The sequence below is a fragment of the Pseudozobellia sp. WGM2 genome (genome assembly GCF_017810075.1).
In the GTDB taxonomy this organism is placed as follows: domain Bacteria; phylum Bacteroidota; class Bacteroidia; order Flavobacteriales; family Flavobacteriaceae; genus JADNYK01.
In genome coordinates this window covers 101,234-120,519 of record NZ_JADNYK010000008.1, presented here as the reverse complement: position 1 = coordinate 120,519, position 19,286 = coordinate 101,234, and the positions used below count along the sequence as shown (strand labels likewise).

Below are 19,286 nucleotides of genomic sequence, written 5' to 3'. Positions count from 1 at the left end.
AATTTATATTTTCTCTCGTACCCAAAGATGGGTAATAACCTAATAGTCTATTGAAACGATGGCAACTGAACTAAACCTCACTTTGTTTACCTTTATCTCATGAAGTGGCAACAAGCACTAAAAGACTATATACACTTTTTGAAAATTGAAAGGGGATTATCTGAAAATTCAATTAAAAACTATGTTTGGGATGTCGAAAAGCTCGTACAGTTCTTAGATAACAATGAAATGGTCGAAACCCCTTTGACAATTTCTAAAGAGACCGTTCAACAGTTTATTTATGAAGTTGCCAAAATTATGAATCCAAGGTCGCAGGCCCGAATCATTTCTGGACTCAAGAGTTTTTTTAATTATCTCATTTTCGAAGATTATCGAGACGACAACCCCCTTGACCTCATCGAATCACCAAAGATTGGCAGAAAACTTCCTGATACTCTATCTGAAAATGAAATTGATACAATTATAGGTGCTATAGATCTTTCAAAAGCTGAGGGAGAACGCAATAGAGCCATGCTAGAGACTTTATATGGTTGCGGACTACGGGTGTCAGAGCTCATAAATCTTAGAATTTCAGATTTATATTTTGAGGAAGATTTTATTAAGGTAACAGGTAAAGGTGACAAACAACGCTTCGTACCCATCAGTACGATAAATAAAAAATATATCGACATTTACCGTAATGAGGTAAGAGTGCATCAAAAAGTGCAAAAAGGCTTTGAAGATATTCTATTTTTGAACCGTAGAGGAAAGCAGCTTACCCGAGCCATGGTATTTACGATAATCAAAAGATTGGGCGAACTTACAGGCCTTAAAAAAAGTATTAGTCCGCATACGTTCAGGCACTCGTTCGCCACTCATTTATTACAAAATGGTGCAGACCTACGGGCCATACAACAAATGTTGGGCCATGAAAGCATTACAACTACCGAGGTGTATGTTCATGTAGACCGCACCCATTTGACCGAGGTAATGAACAACTATCACCCCAGAAAGTAGTTTTTAGAACTTAAATCGCCCGCCAATGGTCAAGAGACTGTTTTTTCCCGTATTCGATTCCTGCCCTTTATAAGGCAACTTAGAGTTATTGATTTGATGGTTTACTTTGGCCTCTAGCATAAAATCTTCCTGTACATCATACCCAACACCACCAATACCATCTAATCGAGGTTTAAGTTTTACGTTTTGCATGGCTCCCGAGACAGGGCGAGGCCCATGAGCATTACCCAATAAATATTCCGGTTCGGCTCCAGCAAAAGAATACCATCTGCTCGAAAAATAGGATTTTACCATAAGCGGAATTCTGAGCCGTTCTTCACTAGTGGCATATTTATCATAAAAAGCTTGTACCTCAAACCTAGTTGAATTGGTAATTCTATACCCCAATTTTAACCAGGCATGTTGTTCGTCAAACAAAAAAGTAGGGTAAACAAAGCCGTCTGAATACAGTCTATCTGTTAAAAGAGAGGTTCTAATAGGTTCTTCCGGGACTTGAGCACTAATAATTACGTGAAAAAATATGGTAAACAGAAAAGAGCTAAATAACCTCATGACAGAATAATCTTTCAATTATAAATTTAAAAAGATTCGTTCAAGAGCTTAGCCGTTTTAGTTTAATTTAACTTTAATCGAATATTAAACTTCTTTTTTTGAAGTACGAGGTTCATTAAACTTAGAATAATCTCTCTGATAAGGTCTAATGATTAATCGTGCCTCACGGTCAAACCTAATGTAGTTATAGACCCAGTTTATAAAAACTACCATTCTATTTCTAAAACCTATCAAGAAAAAAAGGTGAACGAACATCCAAACGAACCAAGCAAAAACCCCTTGAAACCTATATTTTTTCAAATCTACCACTGCTTTGTTACGCCCGACGGTCGCCATGCTTCCCTTATCTTTGTACTTAAAAGGTTGCATCGCCTTGTTATCAAACAAACGTACTAAGTTCTCTCCCAAATGTGTACCTTGTTGAATAGCCGGTTGTGCCATCATAGGGTGGCCATACGGTGTAGTGTCACTTTGAATACAAGCGATGTCACCGATAGCATAAATGTTCGAATCACCTACTACCTGATTGAATTCGTTTACCTTGATTCGGTTACCAGGCACTAAAAAGTTTTCGGCATCTAGGCCTTTTATTGAAACCCCCTTTACACCTGCCGCCCAAACCAAGGTGGCAGCTTCAAATTCAAGCTTGGTCTTGGTGCTTACTTTTTTGCCATCGTAATCGGTAACCCGGGTATTCTTCCAAATCTGTACCCCGAGACTTTCCAAAAAATCTTCCGCTTTTTCAGATGCCTTTTCGCTCATCTCCTTTAGAATTCGATCGCCCGATTGAATTAAATTAATCTGAGCACGTCTCGTATCTAAATCTGGGTAGTCTTTAGGTAAAATACCCTTCTTGATTTCGGCCAATGCTCCAGCCAATTCAACCCCGGTCGGGCCACCACCTACAATAACGAAATTCATTAAAGCGTCGCGTTCGTGAAGATTATCGGTTAGAAGCGCCTGTTCAAAGTTCTCAAGAATCATACTACGCAGATTCAAAGACTGTGGTATAGATTTCATGGCCATACCGTTTTTCTCTATTTCTATATTACCAAAAAAATTAGTCTCAGAACCCACGGCAATGACCAAGTGGTCGTAAGACAACTCCCCGATGTTGGTAACGACAATTTTTTGTTCGCGAACGACCTGTTGCAATTCGGCCATTCTAAAAAAGAAATTCTTATAGTCTTGTAAAATCTTACGTATGGGGTAGGCTATAGAATCGGGTTCGAGCCCTCCTGTTGACACCTGATATAAAAGAGGTTGAAACGTATGGTAATTATTTTTATCCAAAAGAACTACTTGCACTTCTTTACCGCTAAGTTCTTTGGCCAACGCAACACCGCCGAAACCACCGCCAACTATTACAACTCGCGGAAAACTGCTCTTCGGAATGTTCAGCGCATCGCTATCGATCATAAATTGTTATTTAATAAGTTCAAAATTAATCAATCAAAGTTTAGCAAAACTATGTGGTTAGGGTTTTCGCTATCTTTAATCCGTTTTTTGCGATAATAAAAAATAGTATATCCGTTTGTAACAAAAAGTAGCAAGAGACTACTTATACTTTAACAACCTACCGACTACGTGTGAACAAAGAACTGGAACATCAATTTGTGACGGAACTTGAGAACAACCAGAATATTGTTCACAAGGTATGTACCCTTTACACGAACGATCGGGATGCCCATAATGACCTGTTTCAAGAAATTACGATTCAGTTATGGAGGGCCTACCCTAAGTTTAGGGGCGAATCGAAGTTTAGCACATGGATGTATCGAGTGGCCTTAAATACAGCGATTACCCTATATCGCAAATCAAAGCGTACGATTAAAACACAAAATTACGATTCGGTCATTTTTCGAATAAAAGCCGACGAATATGATGCCACAGAAGAAGAACAGCTAAAATTGATGTACCAGGCCGTAAAACAATTGGGCGACATCGAAAAAGCGTTGGTTTTTCTTTATTTGGAGGATAAAGATTATCGTGAAATTAGTGAGACATTGGGTATTACCGAAGTTAATGCCCGAGTCAAAATGAACCGAATCAAAAAGAAACTAAGAACCATATTGAATCCTTAATGGGTATGATGGACGAATTGGAATTACTAAAGAAGGATTGGCAGAAAAAAGAAGAACATCTTCCTAAATTGTCATACAGCGAGATTCATAAAATGCTCTGGAAAAAATCATCATCCATAGTAAAATGGATATTGACCATCAGTATTCTTGAATTTACCGTGCCGCACTTGCTCTATTTGCTACCGGGTATGAAAGACAGTATGGATATTTATGACAAATTGGGCATAAAAAGTCTTTCTACAGGGCTATGGGTCATTGGTTATGCCATTACTTTTTACTTTATTTTTCTTTTCTACAAACGTTATAAAGAAATCTCTACCCTAGATAACGCCAAAAACCTGATGGAGAAAATCATAAAAACCCGTAAAACGGTAAAATACTATATTATTTTCGGGCTTTCTTTTCTATTTCTTACCTGCGTTATGATAGTTGTAGGCATTTACCTAAACGACCATCTATCAGACGTTTTCCCAAGTGGTAACAATGAAAACATATCACCTGAAAAATTTAAAAGCATTCTTTTATGGACAATGAGTATTTTCAGCGTAGTACTTGTCGCCGTAATGGGGTTAATTTACTTTTTGCTGTATGGCCTATTGTTGAAAAGCCTGAATAGAAACTATAAAGAACTCAAGCAGCTCGAAATTTAAAACTTTTTACTGTTTCTGAACCTACGCAGTTCATTTTCCTCTTCGTAGGCTTGTAAATCTTTTTTAGATATCACTTTCAAAAATGAGGGATGTTGTTCAATAGCATATTCCAATTTTTCGATAATAGAATCGAAAGACTCATTCTCATAATCGATATTCAAAGGCTCTTTTATGACCATAGATTGTAGAATACCTTTCTTCTTTATGCGAAGTCCTTTTTTATCGAAAGACCGACGAAACCCGTCAATTACCACGGGCACCACAATAGGTTTATATTTTTTGATTATATGCGCTGTGCCCTTTCTCAAAGGCTTCCAAGGGGTGGTAGTACCTTGGGGAAAAGTGATAACCCAACCATCGTTCAACGCTTTGCCTATGTTCGAAATATCGCTCATTTTTACTTGACGGTTAACATCTTGCCCCGAAGAACGCCAAGTTCTTTCTACACTTATAGCACCGGCGTAAGCGAAAATTTTAGTCAAGAGACTTTTTTTCATGGTCTCGGCGGCGGCCACATAATACATGTTCAGTTTCGGGTGCCAGATATACCCAATGTTTTTAATATTATCGACCCTACCACTGAGGCTGGCATTAAAAACATGAAACATCGCCACCACGTCTGCGAAATAGGTTTGGTGATTACTCACGAACAGTACATTTCTGTCGGGTAGTTGTCTTAGAATTTCAGACCCATCTACCTCTAACCGATTAAATTGTTTGTATCGAGAATGGGTGAGTAACCCCAAAATACGAATTAGCCATTTCTTTATATAAAGAATATGACCGAACGGATTTTTCTTAAATAGCCCCATAGACGGCAAATTTACGAAATAAGCCTCTATAAAACCTGTTGTAAAAGCGTCCTGATTTCACTGAGCATCATGCTTGTCGCTCCCCAAACGGTATAACCATTTAGTTTAAAGGCGGGTACATCGACATTTTTGGCATAAGAGGTAGACAGGTTTTCTGTAAAAAGGCTATTGTCGCTCATAAAATCTTCAAGCTTTACCTCTAAAATAGAAGCTACCTCTGTAGTCTGGGGCACAAAAGGCTTAACCTTCGCATATAGCCCCACAAAAGGATGCACTTCAAAATTACTTGGTGGAATATAAATTTCGCTTAACGATCTTACTACCTCGACATCCGAAGGCTCTACCCCGACTTCTTCATAAGTTTCTCTCAGGGCGGTGGCCATTAAATCTGAATCACCCTTTTCGACCTTTCCCCCGGGAAAGCCTACTTGATTAGAATGAACATCTTTAGGATGGCTCTTTCTTAAAATCAAGAGAAACTGGGTCTTATTGTCCGAATCAGGGTAAAATAAGGCCATAACCCCGGCCCTTTTTGGGTTCTTGCTCTTTTGTCTCGCTTGTCTCAATTCTTCAAGCCTGAATTGCGGTGCCATTTTTAAATGGGATGCTTCACCGGGTAACGGTAGATTTTTTATTTTTGGAATCCTTAAGGAAAACTCATCAAAGTTCATGAAAATCGGAAAAGTCATTACTCTCGCAATATTAGCACTATTTTTTATCTCTTCATGCGGTGAAACCCCAAAGAAACAAACAGAGAATTCCAATACCGAAATCATAAAAGATTCGGTTCAAGTAGATTCTACAAAAGCTGAAAAAGAAGAAGTTGAAAAATTCGTGCTTACCGAAGACAATGCCATCGACTTCTTTTTTGATTATCAAAAAGAGTTAAAGGTCGATAAGGTTAAGATTACCACTACTTTTGGGAGCTTTACAATTCAACTTTATGACAATGTACCCTATCATAAGGCAAATTTCATTTACCTTACCCGGCAAGGTTACTTCAACGACACACAATTTCACCGTGTCGTGAAAAATTTTATTATTCAGGGCGGAAGTTCAGATGATAAAGAAACTGCACGCAAAAGAAAGGAAATCGGTCGCTACCTTTTACCCCCTGATACCCGAAAAGGATATAGTCATCACCGAGGTACCATATCGATGCCCAGCAGTGAAATCGACAACCCGCATATGCTAGCCTCGCCCTATGAATTTTTTATCGTCGTTACCGATCCAGGCTCCTATCACTTAGATGGAGATTTCACGCCCTTCGGTAAAGTTATAGAAGGCATGGATGTGGTCGATAAAATCAATCATGTCGAAGTTGGCGATGGCGATTGGCCCCAACAGAATGTGTATATTGAAAAGGCCGAAATTATAGAATAACTAAACCCTTAAAATTTTAAACTTTCTGTTTGCCGTAAATGTTGGGTAAACTAATTTTAAATTTCACCGCTAACGAACGGGCGATGATAATAATCAAAATCGCGGCTACGTAGGCATAAGCTCCGTCAAAGGGTAGAAGTATCAATAGAAAATAGCTGGATCCGCCTAAAATGCATGCGGTCGCATAAATTTCCTTTCTAAAAATCACGGGTATTTCGTTACAAAGAATATCACGTATTACCCCTCCGAAGCAAGCGGTTATGGTACCTAAGGCGATACATAACATCGGTGTAAGGTCTGCACCCAATCCTTTTTCGATACCTAGCATGGTAAAGAGACCAATGCCGATAGTATCGAACAAAAATAGAGTTTTTCGTAGATACCTCAACTTGTTGACAAAGATGATGGCAAAAATCACACTTCCGGTTATAACATACATATAAATACTTTCACGCATCCAAAGTACAGGCGTACTACCAATAAGCACATCTCGCAAAGTACCACCACCAACAGCAGTTACAAAAGCGATTATAAAAACACCGAAAGGGTCTAACTTTTTGTTCATTGCCACTAAAACCCCTGATATGGCAAAAGCCACAGTCCCTAAGATATCAATGAGAAAATAAAACATAGCACTGCAATTTACACTGATGGCAAAAGTATAGTTTACCTAAGCAATTACATTACGATTGAAGATTTTTTAAGACAATTGTACCGTAGTAAATTAGAGGTTTTGGGTATAGTAGTTATAATCTTTTATGACCAGGTCGACAAAGTCGACTGGTTTTAACTCCGTCTGTACATCAGCAACTTTTTTAATTCTATCGCTCAATGAAAGAATTACATTGTGATCACCATTTCTTTTGGCCGAATCATACAGTTCTTTTATGGTTTGAATCTCACGATCTTTAAAGACGGTCACTTGCGGAAAAGAAGGCTTGTAGTCTTCCGGTAGCTCTCTTAGCAAGGTGTCTCGTAACGAAACTTTTTTCTTCTCGCTTATTACTGTCGTTCCCGCAGCGATATCGCCCACTCTCTGCCCTTTTCCTCGAATTAAAATGGTCAATACCGCGACACCTCCCGATGAAATACCTACATCTATAATTCGTAATACCCATCGGATCAAGTAACTCGAAAAACTGGGCTTGGATCCATCTATTTTAACCACACGCACCTGCATCAGTTTTTTACCTATCGTTTGACCGTTCAAGAGCATTTCGAGAAGAACATAGTATAAAAATGCCGGGAGAGACATTATGAGATAAAATGCCCATGAATCACCAAAATCTACGTCTAAAGATGACAGTATCAAAAACATAAGTATGAGATAGGCGATTACGATGAAACTATCGATAAGATACGCCACCATGCGGTCTCCCAAGTGTGCCGTATTCTGGTCGATAGTGATATTTTGGGCAGTTTCTATTTGAAATTGTTCCATAGTTTTGTTTCTTTGGGTACTAACCCGGTATGCATGCGCGAGGCCGCCTTTGTAAAGCAAAATAAAGACAAATGGGCTACTTTTGAAAATGCCCTGTCAAACAAAACGACGCTTTCACCAGATAAATTGTCTGATCTCTATATTGAGATTACCGACCATCTTAGCTTCGCCAAAACCTTTTATTCTGGTAGCAACACCGAGTTCTATTTGAACACTCTCGCTTCTGAGGCCCACCAAAAAATCTATAAAACAAAACGAGAACCGAAAAACCGTATTGTCGAGTTCTGGAAAACAGAGTTTCCCCTACTCTTTTTCGGTTACCAACGTGAACTGCTCATTTCTTTTTTGGTATTTCTTTTCTTTTCGTTGGTAGGTGCTTTTTCTTCGGCCAACGAGGGTGATTTTGTTCGTTCCATTTTAGGCGATGGCTATGTGAATATGACTTTGGAAAACATCGAAAAAGGTGACCCCATGGCGGTGTACAAACAAATGGGTGAATTCAATATGTTCTTGGGCATTACTATCAACAACATAAGAGTAGCGTTAATGGCCTTTGCCATGGGCATTTTATTGGGTATCGGCACCTTGTACGTAATGATGCGCAATGGCATAATGATGGGTAGTTTTCAATACTTCTTTTATGAAAAAGGACTACTGTGGGAATCTGCCCGAACTATATGGATTCATGGTACTATCGAGATATCGGTTATTATTATTGCCGGCTGCGCTGGCTTGGTTTTAGCCAATGGCATGCTATTTCCAGGCACATATACAAGACTTGAATCTTTTAAAAGAGGAGTCAAAGACGGGTTAAAAATTATGCTGAGTACCGTGCCGTTCTTCATCATAGCTGGCTTTCTTGAAGGTTTTGTTACACGACATACCGAAATGCCAGACTTTTTGGCCATCTTAATAATTTTATGCTCACTCGTACTAATTCTTTATTACTACGTTATATATCCACGACGGCTTCATAGAAGAATACAAGGTCTAAAGCCCTAGAGCCTATTAAATAATAAAGATGTGGTCAATAAGACGTTTTGTCCATTACTGAAAACATCCGTTCTAAACAACTGATATAGAATGAAACAATATATTGAATTTAAAAAGCAACGTGATTTAGGGGAAATACTTTCAGATACATTCGCTTTTCTACGTAATGAGTTCAAGCCTTTTTTTACTACATTTTTCAAGATTATTGGTCCGTATTTAGTAGTGATGCTTATCTGTTATGGGCTTTACATGTACAAAGTCGGAGACTTTTTCAATTTTAGCATAACGTCTTCAAACGAAGTTGTCAACGTCTTTTTACTTTTTGCTATCGGCGCTGCATTCGTACTTTCAATAATAGCGACTTATGTACTTGCCCAGTCAACCACCCTGCATTACATCAAATCATATTCGAACAACAACGGTAATGTCGTTTTTGATACAGTCAAAAAAGAGGTCTATGCTTCTTTTTGGTCTTTTATCGGCTTGGGTATTTTAGTAGGTCTATGTGTAGGGGTCGGTTTTATGTTCTGTATTATTCCTGGGGTATATCTCTATGTTCCCTTGGTATTATCGTTTAGTATTATGGTTTTCAGCCAAAAAAATGTATCGGATGCGTTCAGCTATAGTTTTAATTTGGTAAAAGACCATTGGTGGAACACTTTCGCAGCCCTCTTTGTCGTCGGTATTATTGTTTATGTAGCCAGTTTAGCATTCGCTATACCTGCAACGATTTATAATTATGCAAAAATGGGTATTCTCTCAGGAGAAATCGATGCTGAAAATTTTACAACCGCCGACCCTATATCGATACTTTTAGGCAGTATTAGTACACTGGCTCAATTTCTTTTGAATATTATTACTATGGTGGCCAGTGTTCTGATTTATTTCGATTTAAACGAAAAAAAGAATTTCACGGGCACTTACGAACGTATCAAAAATTTAGGAGGAACCGAATAACCTTTATGCGCTTACCGCTCTTCGTATTTTATATAGCTTTTTTTTTGCTGGCACCCTTATATGGTCAGCAAGATTCGACGACCGTCTCTTATGACGAGGTTACTCTAGAAATTCAGGAAATTACAAATGCGGATTTACAAAAGTATAGGATTGATCCAGATTTCAATTATGAAATCGTAACCTCTGACCCCACTTGGTGGAATGATTTTACGGCTTGGCTGGGCAATGTATTGCTCCGTGTTTTTGAAAGTATTTTCGGCATGGAAAAAGCCTCCGGCTTTCTATCTATGTTTTTAGAATTAGTACCCTACCTTTTATTAATCTTACTTATTTATTTGCTGATTAAATTCTTTTTAAAACTTAATGCTAACAATCTAAAACATACCAAAGGTTCTAAAAATCTGGTCAACCTGTCAGAGGAAGAGCATATCATCAAAAATGAAAATATTCAAAAGTTAATCAATGATGCCGTTGCCACCAAAAATTTTAGATTGGCAATAAGGTACTATTACCTCTACGTCTTAAGACTGCTCAGTGAAAAAGACCTGATCGTATGGGAGCTTCAAAAGACCAATAACGACTATCTAAAAGAAATCGAACTCGAAAATTTGAAACAACAGTTTTCTAAAATCACCCGTTTATACGATTATATCTGGTATGGTGATTTTGCAATAGACGAAAGTAAATTTCAGAGAGCCGAAAAAGAATTTCAAAGCCTAAAACTCAACTTAGAATCCAATGGGTAAAAAAGGTGGCGTATATATCGTAATTATGGTTCTGACCGTAGGGCTGCTTATGCTGATGCAGTACACCAAGCCTAAAGAAGTCAATTGGTTTCCTTCTTATGTGTCGAAACACAAGATTCCCTATGGCACAGTGGTTTTAAACGATATACTCCAGCAACTATTTGGCGATAAAACAAAAGAGGTAAACATACCACCATTCGAATTTTTGAACGATAATTCAGACGCAAAGGGCACCTATTTTTTTGTCAACGACCAAATAGAATTCGGTGAAACCGAACTCTATAATCTGTTGGACTGGGTTTCTGAAGGAAACCGCCTATTTATTTCCGCTGATAATTTTGAAGAAAAACTTTTAGATACTCTCGAGCTAAAAAACGAAAGGCTTTACAGTGGTTTGGATCATATGTACTCACATAAGCATCAATTGGTTAATCCGCTTTTGAATCCGCAAAAAGAGTATTTATTTGAAAAAGATAACTACGCAACCTATTTTCAGAATCAAGGGGATGTTCCAATGACTATCATCGGTACTATGACCAACACCGATGAAGATGAAATAAAGACCGAAAAATTCTATAATGTCATCAAACGTTCTTATGGTGAAGGTGAGGTGATTTTAAGCACTTTCCCGAAGGCTTTTACCAATTATTTTATCTTAAAGGAAGAGAATAGAAATTATACTGCCGGATTACTCTCCTATCTTGATTCTTCACGAACCATTTATATAGACAATTACTATAAATCGGGCAAATCGGTCTATACCTCTCCCATGTACATTTTTCTGAATACGAAAGAATTCAAATGGGCTTATTATCTGGTACTTATAGGTGTTGTACTCTATATCGTGTTCCAAGGAAAGAGAAAGCAAAGACCGATTCCCGTGGTTCTACCTTTAAAGAACCAGACTTTGGCATTTACCCGAACCATCGCCGACATGTATTATGAAAAGGGCGATAGCAAAGCGATGGCCGAACATAAAATCGATTATTTTATGGAGTACATACGGTCTAAATTCTATTTGGGCTCTATAGGAAACGAAAAAGAGTTTTATCATAACCTAGCGGCTAGAAGCTCTCATAGCCCTGAAGAAATAGAGAAACTTTTTTCATTTATCGAACACTTGAGAAATCGAGAAAATACCTCAAACGATGAACTTCAAAAACTGAATTCATCCATAGAAAAATTTAAAAAGCAAGCCCATGGAAAATAATGAAGCTTCTAACGAAGACCTAAATTTTAATAACCGTATAGACCTAGAAGGCCTAAAGGCGGCGGTAGCTAATATTAAGCAAGAACTTGGTCAAGTCATTGTAGGTCAAGAAAACTTTATCGAGCTGTTGATTGTCGCTCTTTTGGTCGATGGCCACGTTCTAATAGAAGGTGTACCAGGTATTGCAAAAACGGTAACCGCCAAGCTGTTCGCCAAAACTTTAAAGACCGATTTCAGTCGTATTCAATTCACGCCCGACCTTATGCCTAGCGATATCTTAGGTACTTCTATCTTCAGTACAAAAACCTCTGAATTTGAATATAAAAAAGGTCCGATCTTTTCGAACATAGTACTTATTGACGAAATCAATAGGTCACCCGCCAAAACCCAAGCCGCCCTTTTTGAAACTATGGAAGAACGTCAAATTACTATGGATGGGCATACCTATACCATGGAAGCCCCTTTTATGGTGCTCGCCACCCAAAATCCCATAGAACAAGAAGGCACCTACGCACTACCTGAAGCACAATTAGATCGCTTTCTATTTAAAATAAAAGTCGACTATCCATCACTTGAAGACGAGGTGAAAATAATTCAAAGTCATCATGAAAGAAAAGGGGTCAAACCTCAAGATACGATACATGGCATTTTAAATACTGAAGAACTTGCTGAGTTCAAATCCAAAATTCAAGAAGTAATCGTTGAAGAAAAGATTATAAAATACATAGCGGAAATTATAACAAAAACGCGCAATCACCCCCATTTGTATCTCGGCGGCTCTCCTAGGGCTTCTATAGCGACATTGAATGCCGCAAAAGCTTTTGCGGCCATAAACGGTCGTGATTTTGTTATACCCCAAGATATTAAAAATGCCTTGGCCCCTGTACTAAACCACCGGGTCATCTTGACCCCAGAACGTGAGATGGAAGGCATGACCCCAGAGAGCGTTATTCAAATGATCACAGAATCGGTAGAAATTCCTCGTTGATACATGAAGTTTCTAAAATCGTTTTACATACATAATACGTTTTTTAGATATATAGCCGTTCTTGCGGCTAGTTTCGTTTTGTCGTATTGGTTTCCGGTCATATATCCCATTTCTTGGTTATTGACACTTCTGCTCTTCTCCCTATTCTTATTCGATATCTATTTGCTTTACCGGCCCCATTCGGCTATAATGGCCAAAAGAGTACTGCCAAAAAAGCTCTCCAATAGCGATTACAACCCCCTAAAAGTAAATTACCGCTCAAGCTATAATTTCAAGACCTATGTAAGTATTATCGATGAATTACCGGTTCAATTTCAGAAAAGGGATTTTGAACATCGAAGTGTTCTTGACAAAAATGAAGATTACCAATTTGAGTATAGTCTAAGACCGGTCGAACGTGGTGAGTATCATTTCGGCAGTCTCATTGTGTTCGCCTCTTCCCCCTTAAAAATAATTAAGCGTAAATATGCTTTTGAGAAATATCGAACAGTACCGGTCTACCCGAGCATCATTCAGATGCAACAGTACGATTTTCTGGCCATCAGCAACCATTTGACCGAAATGGGACTCAAAAAAATGCGTCGCATCGGGCAAACCCAAGAGTTTGAACAGATAAAAGAATATGTATCAGGTGACGACATTCGTACCGTAAACTGGAAAGCGACCGCAAAACAAAATAATTTGATGGTCAATCAATATCAAGATGAAAAATCGCAACCTGTATATTCGATAATCGATACTGGGCGTGTCATGAAAATGCCCTTTAACGACCTTAAATTGCTGGACTATGCGATTAATTCTACCTTGGCATTCTCGAACGTAGCCTTAAAACGGCACGACAAAACCGGCTTGATAACATTTTCAAAAGGTATTGAAACCCATTTGCCCGCAGTTCAAAAGATAACACATCTAAATACCATACTTGAAAAGCTATACGGCATCGATACCTCTTTCACCGATTCTGATTTCGGACTGCTTTATGGACATGTAAAAAGGAAGGTAAGCCACAGAAGTCTACTTCTTTTCTACACTAATTTCGAACATATTTCTGCTCTTAGAAGGCAGCTACCTTACTTACTTGCTCTAGCTAAAAAACATGTTTTGGTAGTCATATTTTTTGAAAATACAGAGCTCGAGGACCTAATTACAAGTGATACAGAAGATATTCAAGATATCTATCATAAGTCCGTCGCCGAAAAGTTTTCTTTTGAAAAACAACTTATGCAAAAAGAGCTTCAGAAATACGGAATTCAAACCATACTTACCAAACCGGCAAACCTTACCCTAAAGACCATCAATAAGTATCTAGAAATTAAGGCAAGGGGCCTTATCTAATATATTATAGGTTTTTGCACGTTACGAACAAACCACTCCAACACTACAACCAATAACTTTCGAATATTTTAAAAATACAATCGAGATTTACAGAATATCGTAATTATTGAATTTGTTAATAACTTTTTGCCATGGTCTCGAGGTAAACTGCCCCTGAAAATACCGCTACTCAATCGATTAAGTACACACTCACCTTTTTTCTTTCGACCTTCAGATTACCCAAAATGGAGAAAAAAATTAATTATTAATCTATAAATTAGCCATCCCCTAAAGGTACAAAGTTGCCGTTTCTATCAAATCACAGAACTAAACCTAACTCATGAAAATGAAAGGCTTATCTAGCAAACAGTCGGGCAATTTAAGATTTCTATCTAAGCTGATAGGGCGAAAGCAAAAATCAAATTTTAGACTTGTCGATTTTAAGAACAAGCAGCATAAAACTGATTTTTTATTGAGACAAACCAAATGTAATCTAGAAATACTACCTCAAGGGGTTATGGTTGTCGGCAATTTTACCGAAAATGATACTATCATTCCAATTCTCAAAAATGAAATTGAATCAATTACAATTATTAGGGGCAAAGAAATTGTAGATACCTTTTACCTCTCCCCTATGTTCATTTTATCAAAATTAGGAATTCCGAATAGGATATCAAGACACTTAAAAGTCTACCCATCAGAATACAAAATTTCAGAGACCCGTATTAATATTAAGTGTGAAGAGTATCAATTGAAGCTTATTACAAGCGGAAACCGCTTTGCGAAATTACTGCGAAACTTTAAAAGAGCCGGTTATACCGATATGTTGGAATTGGTCGAGCGGCCTAAGCTAAATCTATTGCAATACAATAGGGCCATCGATATTTAAAGTAATTTATAAGTAACGTTTTCTAATCTAATTATGGCATTGCCCCCAACTATTTTGGTCTAAGGCAACAATAACTAATTGATTAGTTTTTAGTACCTTTTAGCGCTTAAAAAGTAATACCTTCCAACTTATGAAAATCAAGTTTATACCACTTTTAATAGTTCAACTATTTTTTTATTCTGGAGTTAACGGGCAAGAGCTTCATCTACTGGCAGAAACTTTCTTAGAAACTTTATCACCCGAACTACAAAAGAAGACGGTATTCGAACTTACCTCAGAAGAGCGTGAGAAATTTTATTACACTCCTGTATACAGAAAAGGATCGACTTTAAAAGAATACAACGAAGAACAGCAAACTGCTGCCCTAGCCTTGCTTCGTGCCTCGATAAGTTCTGAGGCCTACAAAAAGACTCAAGAAATTATGGAGTTGGAAAATATCTTATTGGTATTGGAGAACGATCCAAAAATGCCTGACGGTTCAGCAAAGCGAGATGCGTTGAACTATCATTTCTGGATTTTTGGCAAACCAGCTCAAGACCAATTTTGGGGCTGGCGTTTTGAAGGTCATCATATATCACTGAATTTCGTCGCATCTGAAGGCACTCTTGTATCTAGTACTCCTTTCTTTCTAGGTTCTAACCCCGGCAAGGTGCTCGAAGGAGAACAAAAAGGTCATGAGGTCTTAAAAAAAGAGACCGATTTAGGTTATGCCCTAGTAAATTCGCTTACTCCTGAACAACTAAAAGTGGCCCAATTTTCCGAAAAGGCGCCTTACGATATGTTTACCAGTAATCATAGTGAGGCCTCAAAATTAGGTCATTCGGGAATAAAATATTCTGAATTGAATTCAGAACAACAAGAAGCCTTCAAAACACTTTTACAACTGTATTTAGATAATTTTGAAGCAAAATTTTCAAAGACCTTTAAAGAGAATATCGATAAAGGTGGAATGCAACAGTTATCATTTGCGTGGGCGGGAAGTCTTGAACGCGGTGAGGGACATTATTATAGTATTCAGGGCCCTACCCTATTAATTGAATATGATAATACACAGAACAATAATAACCATGTGCACACCGTGGTTCGTGATTTTGAAAATGACTTTGGCGAAGATGTTTTAAAAGAACATTATGCCAATGACCATAACTAGACAAGATATTATCTAAATGTAATATGCGCATAGGCCAACTGAACAGAACATTTTATCTACTGGCCACATTTTTTTTGTCTGTTTCGGTAATATTAAATTTTTGCCTGAGCATTGCACTTACACAAGGGGGTATTATTACAAAATATCTAGAGAGTTATCCCATTTGGTTGTTAACATCAGGTGCCATTTATTTTACCGGTCTATTTTGTTTAGTCTTCTATTACTTTCATAAAAAATATTACGTAGCCTTTCTAGCCACTATTTTATTAGGTCTAGCGAGCTTTTGGTTTTTAGTAGTCAACTATTTTATGCTTACGGAACAAAGGCTTGAAGGTCGATTCATATCGGCCTATATTATCGTTCTATTGTCTTTTCTACTTTTTGGTATCAGTTTATTATTTTCAAAGGCCCGCGAAAAGTATTGGCTGAAAGTTGCCGGTATATTTATCTTTCTTATCGGAATTGCACTTACGATAACTTTTATTTGGAGCCTTAATCTAAAAGACTTTGATTTAAGGCGTTCTTTAGACGAGGTACATGGTATAATTCTCGTTTTCCTTTGGCTCACTCCGCTTCCCTTTATCTTGAATTTCAACGATGAATTAAAGGATGTAGAAGAACAGAAAATAGGCCCTTCACCAATTTTAAAGATTTCTTTGCTATTTATAGCAATTTTAGTGTTTATACCCACCATAAACCTTTTGCATGACTATAGCTCAAATAATTTACGGAATAAGACTCCTTCTGAATGGCAAAAAAAGCTTGCTTCTCCATTCGAGCCACATATATTTATCGATAGTACGGGCGCAAAGCTTCCGTATCGCTTGCTTAAACCTAAAAATTATAATCCCGATCAAGCATATCCGCTAGCTGTCTGCTTACATCATGGCGGTGGCAACGGAACCGAGAATATCATTCAGATAGCCACATCTGAGCTTGCCCAAACACTTTCCGAGCCCAAAAACCGAGAAAAGTATCCGACCTTTATTTTTGTTCCACAGGCTCCTCCCGGGTCTAGTTTTGGGGGCATTCCCAACTATCCGAAAATAGATGGTCTGGTTTTAGGGGCAATAGCCGAATTGGAACAGAAATATAAAATAGACGCAAAGCGACGCTATGTGATGGGGGTTTCTTTAGGTGGGTTCGGATCGTGGCATCTGGCGGGTACCCGCCCCGATCTATTTGCTGCGGCCATACCTATTTGTGGTGGCGGAAACCCCGAACATGCCAAAAATATGGCGAACATTCCCGTTTGGGCCTTTCATGGCGAAGAAGATTCGAATGTTCCCGTGCAACTTTCCCGAGACATGATAGAAGGTATGCGACAGGTCGGAGGCAGACCCAAATATTTCGAATTTGAAGGGGTAGGCCATGATGTTTGGCGAAAAGTTGATGAGACACCCGGTAAATTAGAATGGCTTTTCAGTCAGAAGAAAGACTGAAGAACTGCTGATTCTTGAATCTTCAATAGATTTTTCATTCTTAAAACCACCCCTGACATGTTCTGTCATTGGTCAAAATATCTTTGTGTCAAGTTTAATCTTAAAAACATAACATCATGACCAATGCAATTAACTGGTTCGAAATTCCGGTCAAAAATTTCGAGAGGGCAAAATCGTTTTACGCTACAGTATTAGCTGTAGAAATTAATGAGATTCCTATGCCCGATAGCAAATACGGGGTTTTCCCTTATGACTCCGACAATAATAAAGTCGGAGGTGCCATAATGCAAATGAATGGTGCCGAACCATCTGACGAAGGTGTAACGGTCTATTTAAACGGTGGTGACAACCTTGCTACTCCTTTGGCTCGTGTAGAAAAAGCGGGGGGTAAAGTACTTATTCCTAAAACCGATATCGGTGAAAACGGCTATATGGCCCATTTTCTCGATACGGAGGGCAATAAAATTGCTTTCCATTCTTGGAACTAGTTTTATAAGGCACCTCAACCCATCTTAGGTACATTTCGAATTCAAACGAAAGTACCTAAGATGATGGTTTATAACTTCAACCAGTTTCTTACCTTTAAAGATTATGTCTCAACTCTCAAGACTTATCAGTATACTCACCTTGTTAAAATCGAGACGCATTTTAACGGCAAGCGAATTATCCGATAAATACAATGTTAGCATTCGCACTATTTATCGCGACATTCAAAAACTCATAGAGTCTGGCGTACCTGTAATGACCATCGAAGGAAGAGGCTATTCTTTAATGGAAGGCTATACCGTAGCACCCGTTCAATTCACCGAAAAACAGGCCAACGCCCTGATTACCGCCCAACATTTAGTGAATAAGAGTAAAGATTCTTCATTTGTCAATGATTTTGAAGAAGCCTTGATTAAGATTAAATCGGTGTTTAGATCTACAATTCTTGAAAAAAGCGAAATATTGAATACTAAAATCCATGTATTCTCTAGACCGCAAGAAGAAATTGCCAGCAATGCACTATCTGAATTGCAGTTGGCCATAACCCATCTTAATTACGTAGAAATCAATTATAGAAAAGCGAACGACACTCATATATCGTTTCGTAAAATTGAACCTTATTCTTTTTTCTCCACCGACCAAAAATGGATTTTAATTGCATGGTGCCACCTTAGAAACGAATACAGGGCCTTTCGTTTAGACCGTGTACAACATTTTAAAATTCTTCAAGAGCACTTTGAAGACCGTAAGTTTAGTATTCAAGACTACTTTCAATCTTGCCCCTATAACTTTGATAAAAACGAAAGAATACCCAAGGCAGAGAATACTTATACAAGTTCATTTGAGTCAAAATAATTTTGACAAACCTGAAAGCTATTTCCTATCTTAATACTTCAACTAAAATGGTATAGAAGTTATGGATTCAAGCTTTAAGAAAATTTATTCAGGCAACCGATTTACTGTACAGCGAATTGAGGCTAAACTACAAGAAGTTGATATAAAAGCGGTGATAAAAGATGAATCGGAATCTGCTAGATTGGCGGGTTTTGCGGCAAATGTCGATGGTGCATTAGAAGTATTTGTTCACACAGATCAATTTGATAAGGCCATGATGATCGTGAGGGCCATTTCTGCCCAGCAAGCAGATTAACGATAACGTTGTCGAAAACTCGAACTATCTCTAAAGAATTCCC

22 protein-coding genes are annotated in these 19,286 nt (G+C 38.0%); 16 read left to right on the top strand and 6 right to left on the bottom strand.

Features of this window, described 5'->3' with window-relative positions:
• The first annotated feature begins 99 nt into the window (after positions 1-99).
• Positions 100-996, top strand: coding sequence for a site-specific tyrosine recombinase XerD (gene xerD, locus IV512_RS16845; protein WP_209405464.1), 897 nt, complete (start codon positions 100-102; stop codon positions 994-996).
• A gap of 3 nt (positions 997-999) precedes the next feature.
• Here xerD and IV512_RS16840 read toward each other — a convergent pair whose 3' ends face one another.
• The gene (locus IV512_RS16840; RefSeq protein ID WP_209405462.1) at positions 1,000-1,548 is read right to left on the bottom strand and encodes a hypothetical protein; all 549 of its coding nucleotides are present in this window, start codon (positions 1,546-1,548) and stop codon (positions 1,000-1,002) included.
• Between the two features lie 84 nt (positions 1,549-1,632).
• Positions 1,633-2,949 carry an NAD(P)/FAD-dependent oxidoreductase gene (locus tag IV512_RS16835; RefSeq protein WP_209405604.1) on the bottom strand — a complete coding sequence of 439 codons (1,317 nt, stop codon included), beginning with the start codon at positions 2,947-2,949 and terminating at the stop codon, positions 1,633-1,635.
• Positions 2,950-3,137: 188 nt separating this feature from the next.
• On the opposite strand from IV512_RS16835, the gene IV512_RS16830 reads away from it, so the two are divergent.
• Both IV512_RS16830 and IV512_RS16825 read left to right on the top strand, forming a co-directional pair.
• Complete coding sequence (locus IV512_RS16830) at positions 3,138-3,632, top strand: sigma-70 family RNA polymerase sigma factor (RefSeq protein WP_100872369.1); 495 nt, start codon at positions 3,138-3,140, stop codon at positions 3,630-3,632.
• Between the two features lie 8 nt (positions 3,633-3,640).
• On the top strand, positions 3,641-4,282 hold the full coding sequence (locus IV512_RS16825; RefSeq protein WP_371743313.1) for a hypothetical protein: 642 nt from the start codon (positions 3,641-3,643) through the stop codon (positions 4,280-4,282).
• Here IV512_RS16825 and IV512_RS16820 read toward each other — a convergent pair.
• Positions 4,279-5,094, bottom strand: a complete 816-nt coding sequence (locus tag IV512_RS16820) for a 1-acyl-sn-glycerol-3-phosphate acyltransferase (RefSeq protein WP_209405458.1) — start codon at positions 5,092-5,094, stop codon at positions 4,279-4,281. The two genes, IV512_RS16825 and IV512_RS16820, sit on opposite strands and share 4 nt — an antisense overlap.
• Before the next feature lie 26 nt (positions 5,095-5,120).
• Entirely contained in the window at positions 5,121-5,783 is a 663-nt protein-coding gene (locus IV512_RS16815; RefSeq protein WP_371743311.1) for a CoA pyrophosphatase, read from the bottom strand.
• On the opposite strand from IV512_RS16815, the gene IV512_RS16810 reads away from it, so the two are divergent.
• Positions 5,764-6,477 carry a peptidylprolyl isomerase gene (locus IV512_RS16810; protein WP_209405456.1) on the top strand — a complete coding sequence of 238 codons (714 nt, stop codon included), beginning with the start codon at positions 5,764-5,766 and terminating at the stop codon, positions 6,475-6,477. The two genes, IV512_RS16815 and IV512_RS16810, sit on opposite strands and share 20 nt — an antisense overlap.
• 16 nt (positions 6,478-6,493) lie before the next feature.
• On the opposite strand, the gene IV512_RS16805 is transcribed toward IV512_RS16810, so the two are convergent.
• Together IV512_RS16805 and IV512_RS16800 are read right to left on the bottom strand one after the other, a co-directional pair.
• Complete coding sequence (locus IV512_RS16805) at positions 6,494-7,108, bottom strand: trimeric intracellular cation channel family protein (RefSeq protein ID WP_209405454.1); 615 nt, start codon at positions 7,106-7,108, stop codon at positions 6,494-6,496.
• A gap of 93 nt (positions 7,109-7,201) precedes the next feature.
• Positions 7,202-7,918: an RDD family protein gene (locus tag IV512_RS16800; RefSeq protein WP_209405452.1), complete on the bottom strand. Its 717-nt coding sequence runs from the start codon at positions 7,916-7,918 to the stop codon at positions 7,202-7,204.
• A 33-nt stretch (positions 7,919-7,951) separates the two neighbouring features.
• Here IV512_RS16800 and IV512_RS16795 point away from each other — a divergent pair, with 33 nt between their 5' ends.
• The 12 genes from IV512_RS16795 (at position 7,952) to IV512_RS16740 (ending at position 19,243) form a co-directional block, all read left to right on the top strand.
• A complete protein-coding gene (locus IV512_RS16795; RefSeq protein ID WP_209405450.1) occupies positions 7,952-8,920 on the top strand; it encodes a stage II sporulation protein M in 969 nt (322 codons plus the stop codon).
• 81 nt (positions 8,921-9,001) lie between these two features.
• Positions 9,002-9,868: a hypothetical protein gene (locus tag IV512_RS16790; RefSeq protein WP_209405448.1), complete on the top strand. Its 867-nt coding sequence runs from the start codon at positions 9,002-9,004 to the stop codon at positions 9,866-9,868.
• Between the two features lie 5 nt (positions 9,869-9,873).
• Positions 9,874-10,614 (top strand): DUF4129 domain-containing protein, encoded by a 741-nt coding sequence (locus IV512_RS16785; RefSeq protein WP_209405446.1) that lies wholly within the window; start codon positions 9,874-9,876, stop codon positions 10,612-10,614.
• On the top strand, positions 10,607-11,824 hold the full coding sequence (locus tag IV512_RS16780; RefSeq protein ID WP_209405444.1) for a DUF4350 domain-containing protein: 1,218 nt from the start codon (positions 10,607-10,609) through the stop codon (positions 11,822-11,824). The genes IV512_RS16785 and IV512_RS16780 overlap by 8 nt, the downstream gene beginning before the upstream one ends.
• On the top strand, positions 11,814-12,812 hold the full coding sequence (locus tag IV512_RS16775; protein WP_209405442.1) for a MoxR family ATPase: 999 nt from the start codon (positions 11,814-11,816) through the stop codon (positions 12,810-12,812). Before IV512_RS16780 ends, IV512_RS16775 begins: the two co-directional genes overlap by 11 nt.
• Before the next feature lie 3 nt (positions 12,813-12,815).
• The gene (locus IV512_RS16770; RefSeq protein WP_209405440.1) at positions 12,816-14,147 is read left to right on the top strand and encodes a DUF58 domain-containing protein; all 1,332 of its coding nucleotides are present in this window, start codon (positions 12,816-12,818) and stop codon (positions 14,145-14,147) included.
• A gap of 325 nt (positions 14,148-14,472) precedes the next feature.
• Positions 14,473-15,015 (top strand): hypothetical protein, encoded by a 543-nt coding sequence (locus IV512_RS16765; protein ID WP_209405438.1) that lies wholly within the window; start codon positions 14,473-14,475, stop codon positions 15,013-15,015.
• A 130-nt stretch (positions 15,016-15,145) separates the two neighbouring features.
• On the top strand, positions 15,146-16,165 hold the full coding sequence (locus tag IV512_RS16760) for a DUF3500 domain-containing protein (RefSeq protein WP_209405437.1): 1,020 nt from the start codon (positions 15,146-15,148) through the stop codon (positions 16,163-16,165).
• A 23-nt stretch (positions 16,166-16,188) separates the two neighbouring features.
• The gene (locus IV512_RS16755) at positions 16,189-17,607 is read left to right on the top strand and encodes a dienelactone hydrolase family protein (protein ID WP_209405435.1); all 1,419 of its coding nucleotides are present in this window, start codon (positions 16,189-16,191) and stop codon (positions 17,605-17,607) included.
• 116 nt (positions 17,608-17,723) lie between these two features.
• Positions 17,724-18,095 carry a VOC family protein gene (locus tag IV512_RS16750; RefSeq protein ID WP_209405433.1) on the top strand — a complete coding sequence of 124 codons (372 nt, stop codon included), beginning with the start codon at positions 17,724-17,726 and terminating at the stop codon, positions 18,093-18,095.
• A gap of 103 nt (positions 18,096-18,198) precedes the next feature.
• A complete protein-coding gene (locus IV512_RS16745; protein ID WP_209405430.1) occupies positions 18,199-18,948 on the top strand; it encodes a YafY family protein in 750 nt (249 codons plus the stop codon).
• Positions 18,949-19,009: 61 nt separating this feature from the next.
• Positions 19,010-19,243 (top strand): putative signal transducing protein, encoded by a 234-nt coding sequence (locus IV512_RS16740; RefSeq protein WP_209405428.1) that lies wholly within the window; start codon positions 19,010-19,012, stop codon positions 19,241-19,243.
• Positions 19,244-19,286: the final 43 nt, after the last annotated feature.

Excerpts from the sequence above, each read along its gene's own strand:
- IV512_RS16740 (WP_209405428.1), top strand. The coding sequence starts at position 19,010 with ATGGATTCAAGCTTTAAGAAAATTTATTCAGGCAACCGATTTACTGTA.
- IV512_RS16775 (WP_209405442.1), top strand. The coding sequence starts at position 11,814 with ATGGAAAATAATGAAGCTTCTAACGAAGACCTAAATTTTAATAACCGT.
- IV512_RS16825 (WP_371743313.1), top strand. The coding sequence starts at position 3,641 with ATGGACGAATTGGAATTACTAAAGAAGGATTGGCAGAAAAAAGAAGAA.
- IV512_RS16810 (WP_209405456.1), top strand. The coding sequence starts at position 5,764 with ATGAAAATCGGAAAAGTCATTACTCTCGCAATATTAGCACTATTTTTT.
- IV512_RS16755 (WP_209405435.1), top strand. The coding sequence starts at position 16,189 with ATGCGCATAGGCCAACTGAACAGAACATTTTATCTACTGGCCACATTT.
- IV512_RS16820 (WP_209405458.1), bottom strand. The coding sequence starts at position 5,094 with ATGGGGCTATTTAAGAAAAATCCGTTCGGTCATATTCTTTATATAAAG.
- IV512_RS16795 (WP_209405450.1), top strand. The coding sequence starts at position 7,952 with ATGCGCGAGGCCGCCTTTGTAAAGCAAAATAAAGACAAATGGGCTACT.
- IV512_RS16765 (WP_209405438.1), top strand. The coding sequence starts at position 14,473 with ATGAAAGGCTTATCTAGCAAACAGTCGGGCAATTTAAGATTTCTATCT.
- IV512_RS16800 (WP_209405452.1), bottom strand. The coding sequence starts at position 7,918 with ATGGAACAATTTCAAATAGAAACTGCCCAAAATATCACTATCGACCAG.
- IV512_RS16750 (WP_209405433.1), top strand. The coding sequence starts at position 17,724 with ATGACCAATGCAATTAACTGGTTCGAAATTCCGGTCAAAAATTTCGAG.
- IV512_RS16815 (WP_371743311.1), bottom strand. The coding sequence starts at position 5,783 with ATGACTTTTCCGATTTTCATGAACTTTGATGAGTTTTCCTTAAGGATT.
- IV512_RS16805 (WP_209405454.1), bottom strand. The coding sequence starts at position 7,108 with ATGTTTTATTTTCTCATTGATATCTTAGGGACTGTGGCTTTTGCCATA.
- IV512_RS16785 (WP_209405446.1), top strand. The coding sequence starts at position 9,874 with ATGCGCTTACCGCTCTTCGTATTTTATATAGCTTTTTTTTTGCTGGCA.
- xerD (WP_209405464.1), top strand. The coding sequence starts at position 100 with ATGAAGTGGCAACAAGCACTAAAAGACTATATACACTTTTTGAAAATT.
- IV512_RS16760 (WP_209405437.1), top strand. The coding sequence starts at position 15,146 with ATGAAAATCAAGTTTATACCACTTTTAATAGTTCAACTATTTTTTTAT.
- IV512_RS16780 (WP_209405444.1), top strand. The coding sequence starts at position 10,607 with ATGGGTAAAAAAGGTGGCGTATATATCGTAATTATGGTTCTGACCGTA.
- IV512_RS16770 (WP_209405440.1), top strand. The coding sequence starts at position 12,816 with ATGAAGTTTCTAAAATCGTTTTACATACATAATACGTTTTTTAGATAT.
- IV512_RS16790 (WP_209405448.1), top strand. The coding sequence starts at position 9,002 with ATGAAACAATATATTGAATTTAAAAAGCAACGTGATTTAGGGGAAATA.
- IV512_RS16840 (WP_209405462.1), bottom strand. The coding sequence starts at position 1,548 with ATGAGGTTATTTAGCTCTTTTCTGTTTACCATATTTTTTCACGTAATT.
- IV512_RS16745 (WP_209405430.1), top strand. The coding sequence starts at position 18,199 with ATGTCTCAACTCTCAAGACTTATCAGTATACTCACCTTGTTAAAATCG.